Origin of the sequence: Enterococcus caccae ATCC BAA-1240 (genome assembly GCF_000407145.1) — a bacterium.
Taxonomy (GTDB): domain Bacteria; phylum Bacillota; class Bacilli; order Lactobacillales; family Enterococcaceae; genus Enterococcus_L; species Enterococcus_L caccae.
This window is the reverse complement of record NZ_KE136476.1, coordinates 1-11,527: the sequence shown is the minus strand read 5'-3', so window position 1 is coordinate 11,527 and position 11,527 is coordinate 1. Positions and strand designations below refer to the sequence as shown.

Annotated in this window: 10 protein-coding genes and 1 riboswitch; of the genes, 4 read left to right on the top strand and 6 right to left on the bottom strand. The window is 36.1% G+C overall.

All coding sequences use genetic code 11. The features are described 5' to 3' along the window. Positions 1 to 3 precede the first annotated feature (3 nt). From licT to I580_RS14610, 3 genes are all read right to left on the bottom strand, one after another. Positions 4 to 840 (bottom strand): BglG family transcription antiterminator LicT, encoded by an 837-nt coding sequence (gene licT, locus I580_RS14620; RefSeq protein WP_010770665.1) that lies wholly within the window; start codon positions 838 to 840, stop codon positions 4 to 6. 185 nt (positions 841 to 1,025) lie between these two features. Further along, positions 1,026 to 1,358, bottom strand: coding sequence for a thioredoxin family protein (locus tag I580_RS14615; RefSeq protein WP_010770664.1), 333 nt, complete (start codon positions 1,356 to 1,358; stop codon positions 1,026 to 1,028). A 76-nt stretch (positions 1,359 to 1,434) separates the two neighbouring features. Next, the gene (locus tag I580_RS14610) at positions 1,435 to 2,202 is read right to left on the bottom strand and encodes a MerR family transcriptional regulator (protein ID WP_010770663.1); all 768 of its coding nucleotides are present in this window, start codon (positions 2,200 to 2,202) and stop codon (positions 1,435 to 1,437) included. Positions 2,203 to 2,300: 98 nt separating this feature from the next. On the opposite strand from I580_RS14610, the gene I580_RS14605 reads away from it, so the two are divergent. The 4 genes from I580_RS14605 (at position 2,301) to I580_RS14590 (ending at position 8,696) form a co-directional block, all read left to right on the top strand. Next, positions 2,301 to 4,043: an ABC transporter ATP-binding protein gene (locus I580_RS14605; RefSeq protein ID WP_010770662.1), complete on the top strand. Its 1,743-nt coding sequence runs from the start codon at positions 2,301 to 2,303 to the stop codon at positions 4,041 to 4,043. Continuing rightward, positions 4,043 to 5,818: an ABC transporter ATP-binding protein gene (locus I580_RS14600; RefSeq protein WP_010770661.1), complete on the top strand. Its 1,776-nt coding sequence runs from the start codon at positions 4,043 to 4,045 to the stop codon at positions 5,816 to 5,818. Before I580_RS14605 ends, I580_RS14600 begins: the two co-directional genes overlap by 1 nt. Positions 5,819 to 5,979: 161 nt before the next feature. Further along, a riboswitch (Lysine riboswitch) is annotated at positions 5,980 to 6,151 on the top strand. 151 nt (positions 6,152 to 6,302) lie between these two features. Continuing rightward, a complete protein-coding gene (locus I580_RS14595) occupies positions 6,303 to 7,895 on the top strand; it encodes an ABC transporter permease subunit (protein WP_010770660.1) in 1,593 nt (530 codons plus the stop codon). 60 nt (positions 7,896 to 7,955) lie between these two features. Continuing rightward, complete coding sequence (locus I580_RS14590; RefSeq protein WP_010770659.1) at positions 7,956 to 8,696, top strand: amino acid ABC transporter ATP-binding protein; 741 nt, start codon at positions 7,956 to 7,958, stop codon at positions 8,694 to 8,696. A 71-nt stretch (positions 8,697 to 8,767) separates the two neighbouring features. Here the strand turns inward: I580_RS14590 and I580_RS14585 are convergent, their stop codons facing one another. The 3 genes from I580_RS14585 to I580_RS14575 all read right to left on the bottom strand — a co-directional run. Then, on the bottom strand, positions 8,768 to 9,334 hold the full coding sequence (locus I580_RS14585; RefSeq protein WP_010770658.1) for an LOG family protein: 567 nt from the start codon (positions 9,332 to 9,334) through the stop codon (positions 8,768 to 8,770). A gap of 37 nt (positions 9,335 to 9,371) precedes the next feature. Next, positions 9,372 to 10,010: a histidine phosphatase family protein gene (locus I580_RS14580; RefSeq protein ID WP_034860073.1), complete on the bottom strand. Its 639-nt coding sequence runs from the start codon at positions 10,008 to 10,010 to the stop codon at positions 9,372 to 9,374. A 105-nt stretch (positions 10,011 to 10,115) separates the two neighbouring features. Next, positions 10,116 to 11,527: bacterial Ig-like domain-containing protein (locus I580_RS14575; RefSeq protein WP_016249803.1), on the bottom strand; the 1,412-nt coding region annotated here is incomplete at its 5' end.

The window sequence follows — 11,527 nt, the reverse complement described above, 5'->3', positions numbered from 1 at the left end:
ATCCTATTGATTGCTTGATAAGCGATTTAAGTGAAGTGTTAAGTACATCAATTCATCATTGGAAATCGTCCAATCATATTGTTGTTCCAAAAATGTTTTGATTTTGACTGCACACTGATAATCTTGTTCATATTTGACAGCGATCAAATTGATCAAGGTCGAATCCTCATTTGATGAAACTTCTTTGTCTAGCTGTCTTTTGACGAAGTAACGAATATGGGTAATGAAACGAGTAAAATCATAAGATGTTTCATCATATTCTTTGCCATAATGGTATTTAATAATATCGATAATGCTTTGAATGATTTTCGTTGTCAGCATTGTTTCGTTCATATTGCTAGTAGAATTATAGGCATTGACAAAATGAAGGGTAATAAAAGCTGCTTCCTGGTCTGGAATCTCAATCCCTGTTTTCTCCCGCATCATTTGAACAGCTTTCAACGCAAATGCATATTCTTTTGTATAAATTTGTTTGATGTCCCATTCTAATGGCGAGCGCATTTGTAATCCTTCTGCAGCTCGATTTAAGACAAAACCAATATGATCGGACAATGTCAGCAAAATGGAATCATCGATTGATTGTTCTAATTCTGCTTCACCTAGTTGAATAATATCACTGGCCAGTTCAATATCTTCAATATCGATTCGTGCAAGCAGATTATCTAAGTTACTAACGGAATTGTTACCTTCAAGAACAAATCTTTTTTCAATCAGAGCTGAATCGATCACATCACCTTCACGCTTGTTGAAGCCGACACCTTTGCCCATAATGATTTCTTCGATATTGTCATCATTTAAAACCAAAGAAACATTATTATTAAAAACTTTCAGTATTTTCATTGAAATTATCTCCTGTTCTTGACTTGAAAAACGAAAAAAGACCTGACCATATCAAACATCACCAAAAAAAGTAATGTGAGAGGTCACGCCTGCTTAACCAGTAACGATCCGTTGACCAAAGTATACAACGACTTAAATTCTTTGTCAATAGTACGCTTACATTTTGCTGACAACGTCCTCTATCATTACATTTGGCTCTCTTCGAACGAATAAATTTTCTCAATAGAATTGGCTAATTTTTTAAATTGAACAAACTTCCCTTCACGAAGATACTCTTTTCCATCAACGAAAAAAAGTAAGGTCGGTGCTGAAAATATCAAATACTCAGCTGAAATTTCTTTGACTTTATCCGCTTCAACTTCTCTCAAATCGATTTTAGGATATTTTTTTAATAGCTCAATCAATTTAGGTTTGAGCGCATGACACACCGAACAATCTTCTTGTGAAACATATAAAAAAGCAAGGTGTGTTTCATTTATAAAGGTTAATACCTCTTGAATTGTTTGTAATTTTTTCATAGACTGATCAATCCTTTTGTAGTTGGCTAAATCATAGCATCTTCTTATCGAGATTACGATTTTTATGCCCCAAATATTAGTTATTCACTTCGATCCATGCCTTATAATAATCTCTGTAAAAACCGTCTTGCTCTTCTGCAGTCATGATATAGCGTCCAACCATCGTGCCAGTTTGATAGCCTTGTTCTTCCAACTTGTTTTTCACCGATTGAAAGTTATTATCTAAAGGATCATCTGACTTGATCGTAAGTAGAAATTGTTTGTATGAATAATTTGTTTGCTCTGGTCGTTGCCAAATTGAAACCTCTTCTACAAATTCTTTTGTGGTGACAGCAAAGCCATAGATGATTTCTTTTTCATTTTTAGAATCGATATAAACTACTAAACTAGAAGGATTATCAATATATGTCTGTAATTCATTGGGATCTTTTAAGTCAATCGGAATAATTCTTTCCACATCTAATGGCTCGTCAATAAATTCTTTCTCCTTCAACTTAATTAAACTCAACAATTGATCTTTTCTGTGTTTGATTCCTTGTTGTTTTTTCTCTAGTTCAGCTAATTCATCTGCGACACGTGTTTGTGTTTCATCTAATATCGACCATAGTTCTTCTGGTGATTTCCGATAAAGATTCGTCATTTTATTGATAGGAATATCCAATTTGCGGTAAAAATCGATATCACTGATTGTTAGGATATCCTCCATATCAAACATTCGGTAACCATTATCCCGATTTCGAGAGGAGGTAAGCAGATTCATGTCATCCCAATAGCGAATTTTAGACTTTGACAATTTCATAATTTCAGCCACTTGTCCTACCGTCAATAGTTTTTCTTTTTCCATAAAATCACCTCTACTTTTAATTATAATCAAAAATGATTGACCTTCAAGTAACTTGAAGGTGTAGAATACCTTTTGAGTCTTGAAAAGGAGGAATTTTCATGAAAATTATTCAGTTTTTCATTAAAAAAAATATGACACTTATTTTAGCAACAGTTCTTTGTTTGTGTTTACAAATCATCGGGACACTTGGTGTACCGTTACTCGTTGCTCAATTGATCGATGTGGGAATTGCTAGCGGCAACGAACAATCAATCAAAATCATTGGGCTTAAAATGCTCGCAATGGCTTTATTTGGTGCGCTCTCAGCTATTGCTGGAAGTTATCTTTCAGCTAAAGTAGCCGCTAAGTTTGGTTTAGAAACACGGGAAATGTTTTTCGACAAGCTCCAAACATTTTCTATTAAAGATGCAGACAATTTCGGAACTGGTTCGCTACTGACACGAATGACAAATGACGTTGACAATATTCAGCAAATGATCGTGTTGTTTCTACAGCTAATTTTACCTGCACCGATCATTGCAGTGTTCTCACTTTATATGACATTCACTTATTCAGCGACGTTAGCTTTAGTACCACTGATCGCAATTGCCACTTTTGGGTTGATCGTTTATATCTTAATGAAAAAAGGAACGCCTCTTTCACTATTGATCCAACCAAAAATGGACAAAATCATTGTAACATTGCGGGAATTTTTCACTGGGATCAATATGATACGTGCTTTTAACAACCAAGATTATGAAGAAGAACGGACAAATAAAACATTTTCTGACTACGCAAATGGTATGATTCGAGTAAATAGTATTTTTGCTTTTATTACTCCTGTTGCCTTCTTGTTGATGGGTGTGGTTTTCTCTTCTATTCTATGGTTTGGTGGAAATTTAGTTGCTGTTGGTATTTTGCAAATCGGAACTGTTTCAGCAGTCGTTGAATATTCTTTACTAACGCTTGCGTACTTGATGATTGCAGCAATGGTTTTAGTTATGCTACCAAGATCACTGGCTTCAGTAAAAAGAATCGAAGAGATTTTGAATACACAAGATCAAATTTTAGATACGGACCAACCTGTTTTACTTGAAGAAACTGGATCACAAGATGCCTTGATTGATTTAAACCATGTAACATTTAGTTATGATCAAGCAGATGAACCCGTTTTAGAGAATATTCATTTCATTATTCCAAAAGGAAAAACAACTGCCATCGTTGGCGGGACTGGTTCTGGTAAAAGTACGATAGCAAAATTATTATTGCGACTTAGCGATGTTTCTGAAGGCGCGATTTTATTCGATGGTGTGGATATTAGAAATGTCACACAAGAAGAGTTACGTTCTAAGATCAGCTACGTTCCTCAAAAAGCTTTTCTATTTAGCGGAACCATCAAGAGCAACTTATTGATGGGTTACCCTGAAGCAACAAAAGCAGATATGGATCGAGCGTCCGAAATCGCTCAACTTGCTTCTTATCTTGCTACGTTAGAAGATGGCTATGATTCATTCGTAGCTCAAGGCGGAACAAACTTCTCAGGTGGACAAAGACAACGTTTGTGTATCGCTCGAGCGTTGATCAAACCTGCGGATATTTATATCTTTGACGATAGCTTTTCAGCGCTTGATTATCAAACAGATGCCGCGTTAAGACTCGCGTTAAAAGAAGAAATGGCAGATAAAACGTTGCTGATCGTTGCCCAAAGATTAAGCACGATCCAACAAGCAGACAATATTATTGTCCTAGATGAAGGAAAAATCGTTGGTCAAGGAACACACAGCCAACTATTACAAAATAATAAAACCTACCAAGAGTTTGCACGCTCACAAGGGATTATCAAGGAAGGAGCGCTAGTCTGATGGAAAAATTAAATAAACAAACATTAAAACGATTCTTTCAATTGATTCGACCTGAACGTCCGATATTTTTCGGCTTGATTTTATGTAGTTTGATTGGCAATGCCTTAGTTATTGCTATGCCATTTATTATGGGGATTGCCATTGATGATTTACTGTCTCTGATTAAAACACACGGAGTTGGTCACATCACGTTTTCAATGGTCCAAGAAGCTTTATTGACTCCCGTTTTGATCCTGATCGTATTTTCGATTATCAGTAGTTTGATGTCCTACACACAAGAGCGTGTGATGGCTTCCTTAAGCGAACGTATCACATTAAGAGTCAGAAAAGAAGTCACGAAAAAGTTCAAATCATTACCGATGGCCTTTTTTGATCAACATCAAGTAGGGGATATCTTAAGCCGAACAACAACCAGTTTAAATCAGCTATCACAAGTTTTCTTAACTGGGATCAATCAATTCTTCACATCAATCTCAACGATCGTCTTTGCCGGGATCATGTTATTCTACATTGACGTAAAACTGACATTGATCGTCGTTGTCCTGATTGCAGGAAGCTCATACTTAACTGGTAAAATTGCCAACAAAAACAAAAAATTAGCCGAAGCAAGTCAGGCTGAACTTGGGATTTTAAATAATAAAACAGAAGAGTTTTTATCTGGTAATTTAGTGACAAAAACATTTAATCAACAAGATCATGCCAAAGACGTTATTTCAGAAACGAACCAAAAACATTATAAAGCTTTTCTAAGTGCTCAATTTATGAACTTCGCAATTTATCCAGCAATTCGCTTGATCAATCAATTAGCATTTATTGTCAGTGCGATCATCGGTGCATTCTTAGTTTTACAAGGTGGTATCACGATTGGACTGCTTCAAGCTTATCTACAATATATCAATCAAGTGTCTGAACCAATTTCTACCGCTTCTTACGTCATTAACTCGATTCAAGCAGCGTTGGCAGCTGTTGATCGGATCTTTGAGATTTTAGATGCCGAAGATGATGTTCCAGAAAAAGCAAACTTACAAATCATCGATCGACCAACTGGCGCCATTGCTTTTGATAACGTTCAGTTTGGTTATACAGAAGAAAAAATGTTGATGAAGCAAGTTGATTTCACGGTTAAACCGAAACAAATGGTAGCGATCGTCGGACCAACTGGTGCAGGTAAAACAACGTTAGTAAACTTACTAATGCGTTTTTATGAATTAAATGGAGGTCGTATCACCTTTGATGGCGTAGACATCACAGATCTTTCAAGAACAAATCTACGCGCAATGTTCGGGATGGTTTTACAAAATACGTGGCTATTTGAAGGAACGATTGCGGAAAACATCGCGTACGGAAGAATGGACGCGACACGAGAAGAAGTCATCGAAGCTGCTAAAATCGCCCAATGTGATCACTTTATTCGGACATTGCCAAATGGTTATGATTCGATCATTTCCAGCGAAAACGGCTCATTGTCACAAGGTCAGCAACAATTATTGACGATTGCTAGAATTATTTTAGCAAACCCACCTGTGGTTATTTTAGATGAAGCAACCTCTAGTGTAGATACTAGAACGGAAGCTCATATTCAAAAAGCGATGGATGAAGTGACGAATAATCGAACAAGTTTTGTGATTGCGCACCGTTTATCTACGATTGAAAATGCTGATTTGATTTTAGTAATGAAAGATGGCGATATCGTGGAAAAAGGAAATCACCAAGAATTATTGGCGAAACCTTCATTGTATGCTTCTTTATATAATAGTCAGTTTCAACAAACTTAAAATTACTCCTACTAAGTTTTTTTCTAAAGTCTTAGTAGAGGGTTCTGTATTCAGAATACACTGTTCACTTTAAGCCTCTATATGATTTATAACGCCTATTGACTTTTCTACTCAAATAACGTACACTTTTTACTTGAATCTAATAATTAAATAGTACCTCAATTCGAGGTAGAGGTTGCGGTTTTTATTAAGCTTGTGGAGTGAGAGGACACGTCGAAGCAAGTCTAGGAAAAATCGCCGAAATACATAACAGCCTCCCTGTTATGTGTTGGGACGTAAGCGAACAACTTGCGGACTGTCTTAGTAGTGATGCTAAGTTGCGCTATGTTTTTGTTGAGAGTACCTGACGATAGTAGGCAACCATGCATTTTTGTATGGTTGCTTTTTTGTGTGAAGGATAATATGTTTAGACACATCCTACAAAACTCTTTAAACTAAATTATAGTAGAACAAATTCAAGGATGTATAAGAAAGGAAGACGAACATGAACAAAAAATCATTTTCACTTGGCTTGTTAGTTGTATTTATTTTAAGTATTTTATGTGCCCCCGTATTCAGCCAAGCAGAAGGAACAGAAACTAACGGTGAATTCCGTGTTGGGATGGAGGCAGGTTATGCACCATTTAACTGGTCACAAAAAACAGATGCAAACGGTGCTGTACCCATTCAAGGAAATTCTTCTTATGCAGGCGGCTATGATGTACAAATCGCTAAAAAGATTGCCGCTGGCTTAGATAAAAAACTCGTGATCGTTCAAACAAAATGGGATGGTCTAGCACCTGCCCTACAATCAGGTAAAATCGATGCCATTATTGCTGGGATGAGTCCTACTGCAGAACGTCGTAAAGAAATTGATTTTACTGATCCTTACTATGAATCACAATTAGTTGTAGTCATTCAGAAAAAAAGTAAATTTGCAGACGCTAAAAATTTGAAAGATCTATCAGGTGCTAAAATCACAGCACAGCTAAATACGTTCCATTATAGTGTGATCGATCAAATTCCTGGTGTGAATAAACAACAAGCTATGGATAATTTCTCTGCTATGAGAACAGCCTTAGCATCTGGCATGATTGATGGTTATGTTAGTGAGCGTCCTGAAGGGGTCACTGCTACAAGCGTCAATAAAGAGTTAAAAATGCTTGAATTTTCTAAGGAAAATGGCTTCCAAACCAATGCCGAAGATGTCCAAATCGCAGTTGGCATGCGGAAAGCTGATTCTTCCATTGCCAAAGTCAATCAAATTTTATCAGATATTTCATCAGAAGAACGCACCAAGATAATGGATCAAGCAGTCAAAGATCAGCCTGCTGCCGAAACAAGCGATAGTGAAAAATCAGGCGTTTTATCTGACTTCAAAAATATTTGGAATCAATACGGTAGTATGTTCTTACGTGGTGCAGGTTTAACCTTATTTATCGCTTTGATTGGAACAATTGTCGGAACAACATTAGGATTATTGATTGGTGTCGTTCGAACAATTCCCGAATCTGAAAATAAAGTAAAACGTTTCTTCCAAAAATTGGGTAATGCATTGCTTTCAATTTATATCGAAGTCTTCCGCGGCACACCTATGATGGTTCAAGCAATGGTTATATTCTACGGTTTAGCCTTGGCTTTTGGTATTTCTTTAGATCGAACAGTTGCCGCCTTGTTTATCGTTTCAATCAATACAGGTGCTTATATGTCAGAAATTGTTCGTGGCGGGATTTTTGCTGTTGATCAAGGTCAATTTGAAGCAGCTCAAGCAATTGGAATGACACATGGTCAAACAATGCGTAAAGTCATTGTCCCTCAAGTTTTACGTAATATTTTACCTGCTACAGGAAATGAATTTGTTATCAACATTAAAGATACAGCTGTCTTAAGTGTTATTGGTGTAGCAGACTTATTCTTCCAAGGAAATGCAGCATCTGGCGCGAACTTCCAATTTTTCCAAACTTTTACGATCGTTGGAATCATGTATTTGATCATGACCTATGCAATTACCCGTCTATTACGCATCGTTGAAAAGAAAATGGATGGTCCTTCTGCTTACGTCAAATTAGAGGAAGCAGAAACTCTAAAAGAAAGCTAACTATCTAGCTTCACAGGTTAAATGATCCTGTTCAACTTTTAAAATTAGGAGGAGATAATAATGAACCAAATTATTGAAGTCGAACATCTAAGAAAAAGCTTCGGTGAAAATGAAGTTTTAAAAGATATTAATGTGACGGTAAACAAGGGAGAAGTTGTAACTATCATCGGTTCTTCTGGTTCTGGAAAGTCCACTCTTTTACGTTGCATCAATTTATTAGAAAAGCCCACTGGCGGTAAAATTATCTACAACGGTGAAAATGTTTTAGAACGTGGATATAACTTACCTAAATATCGTACCCATTTAGGAATGGTGTTCCAATCGTTTAACCTATTTAATAATATGAACGTTTTAGAAAATTGTACCTCTGGACAGATCACTGTCTTGAAACGAGGAAAAGAAGAAGCACGTAAAATCGCTTTGGAAAACTTAGATAAGGTTGGGATGGAGCGCTTCATTGATGCAAAACCTGCTCAGCTTTCAGGTGGACAAAAACAGCGTGTAGCTATCGCTCGCGCGTTATCGATGAATCCTGATGTAATGTTATTCGATGAACCTACCTCAGCCCTTGATCCTGAAATGGTTGGTGAGGTATTGAAAACCATGAAAGATTTAGCTCATACAGGGTTAACAATGATCGTTGTCACGCATGAGATGGAATTTGCAAAGGAAGTCTCTGACCGTGTGATTTTTATGGATAAAGGTGTGATTGCTGAAGAAGGTACATCTGATGATATCTTTGTTCATCCAAAAGAAGAACGAACGAAAGAGTTTTTACATCGAATTTTATCTAAAACTTAAAATGCACCTGGGTCTAAGAATCAATTGAACAAAAACTCGCATGAACTATAACAGATCATGCGAGTTTTTGCTTATTTATATTGCCTAATCTTCAGCGGTGTAAATGTATCAATAAATGTGTTGATTTCATCTAGTGAATCTGAAAAGAATATCTTCGCTCGGTCGTCTTTTGTTAAGAACCCATCTATAACCATCTTATCAAAAAAGCCAGCTAATAAATCATAATAACCATCTACATTAAAAAAGACACAAGGATTTTGATGCTCTCCAACGCGTCCCCAAGAAACAACTTCAGATATTTCTTCCAAGGTTCCTGGACCACCCGGCAAGGCTAAATAGCAGTCAGCTAAATCAATCATTTTTCTTTTTCGTTCATGCATATCTGTTACAATATGCATTTCTGTAATCTCTTGATGAGCTAATTCGCGATCTATCAGAAAAGATGGCATCACACCGACTGCTTTACCACCATTTTCAATAACTGTATCCGCTAAAACTCCCATTAGACCAACATTGCCGCCGCCATAAACAAGATCGTATTTATGAAGACCCATCCATTGACCTAATTCTTTCGTCCGCTCTTCATATAACGGCTTATTCCCCAAACTGGCACCGCAATAGACTGCCATTTTTTTCATAACATCCCCACCTCTTCTAACTATTGAAACAACTCATTTATGCTTCTTCATTTTGTGTTTGATACGAAATATCATTAAACGATTTGACTGTATATACATTTGTAAGCTGATCTTTTTCTAAAATGGAGATACTAGTATTCGCCAATGGACCCCCTTGACGCCAGTGTGCTTTTTCTTTTCCGATCAATGAATTGATCAATGTGATCAGCAAAACGCCATGTGCCACAATCAACACGTTACCATCTGGATATTTTTCCCCAATTTTTTCAATAGTATCTGTTGAACGTTGTACTAACGAATCAATTGTTTCGCCGTCAAAAGTCGTAGGATCATACAAATCAGGTCGGTTACGTAAATAATCTGTTTGTTGATCAGTATGATCTATTTCGGCTCCCTCACGTTTACCAAATTTGAGTTCTCGTAAACTATCTTGGTACTGAACAGTTACACCGTCTAAAAATTTATTTTCTTTAAGAATATAATTAGCTGTATCCATTGCTCTTTTTTGAGTACTGATAGCTGCCATATCGAATGAAATATCGCAGAGATAACGCCCTGCTTGAATCGCTTGTTCAATTCCGATCGGTAACAGCGGCGAGTCTATTTCTCCACCTTGAAAGCGTAAACTTAAATTTAATTCAGTCTTTCCATGTCTAACAAAATAAAATGTGGTCATATGTTCCATTCCCTTCATTTTTTTGAAATATTCCTTCACTTGATTATAATACTACAAATAGAAAATCTTTTCTTTATTTCTCAAAATGTGGGTAAATTTTAGACACTATTCTTTGCTTTTAGAGACATATAATCGGAACATAAAATTAGATACAAGCAATACTAATCCTAGTATTACAACCAATATATTTTGTTGCTCACCTGTTTTTGGTAGATACTTTTCTTCATTCATTTTTTCATCTATTTTTTTATCTTGGATTGGAGAACTTGTTTTTTCATCGCTAATAAAATTATTAGATTGAACCTCATTATTGTTTAATGAAGTATTTGGTTGATTATCCCCTGTTGTCTGACCAAGATCATTAATTACTTCTTTATTTCTAACTGTGATTACTGCTTCTTGCGTTACTGAACTATAACTATAAGTCACGATATATTCTCCTGCTTTATTTGTATCTACGTTTCCTTCTACCTTTATTTCTGTAAAGGCTACTTCTTTGCCTTCTTTATCCGTTGCTGATACAAAATTATCTTCGGGAGTCCATTTTTCTCCTACTGGAATAGTGGAGTTTGTTGTTTTAATGCTTGTTTGATCTTCAATATCTGCTTCTTTTACTGTGATTATTGCTTCTTGGGTTACTGAACCATAGCTATAAGTCACTGTATATTCTCCTGCTTTACTTGTATCTACACTGCCTTCTACCTTTATTTCTATAAACGCTATTTCTTTGCCTACTTCATCTGTCGCCGATACAAAATTATCTTCGGGAGTCCATTTTTCTCCTACTGTGATAGTGGAGTTTGTTGTTTTAATGCTTGTTTGATCTTCAATATCTGCTTCTTTTACTGTGATTATTGCTTCTTGGGTTACTGAACCATAGCTATAAGTCACTGTATATTCTCCTGCTTTACTTGTATCTACACTGCCTTCTACCTTTATTTCTATAAACGCTATTTCTTTGCCTACTTCATCTGTCGCCGATACAAAATTATCTTCGGGAGTCCATTTTTCTCCTACTGTGATAGTGGAATTTGATGTTTTTACACTTGTTTGATTTTCAATGTCAGCTGCTTTTACCGTGATTAATGCTTTTTGGGTTACGGAACCATAACTATAAGTCACTGTATATTCTCCTGCTTTACTTGTATCTACACGGCCTTCTACCTTTATCTCTGTAAAGGTTACTTCTTTGCCTTCTTTATCCGTTGCTGATACAAAATTATCTTCGGGATTCCAAGTTTCTCCTACTGTAATTGTAGAATTTGTTGTTTTAATGCTTGTTTGATCTTCAATATCTGCTTCTTTTACTGTGATTACTGCTTCTTGGGTTACTGAACCATAACTATAAGTCACGATATATTCTCCTGCTTTATTTGTATCTACGTTTCCTTCTACATTTATTTCTGTATAGGCTACTTCTTTGCCTTCTTTATCCGTTGCTGATACAAAATTATCTTCGGGATTCCAAGTTTCTCCTACTGTAATTGTAGAATTTGTTGTTTTAATGCTTGTTTGAT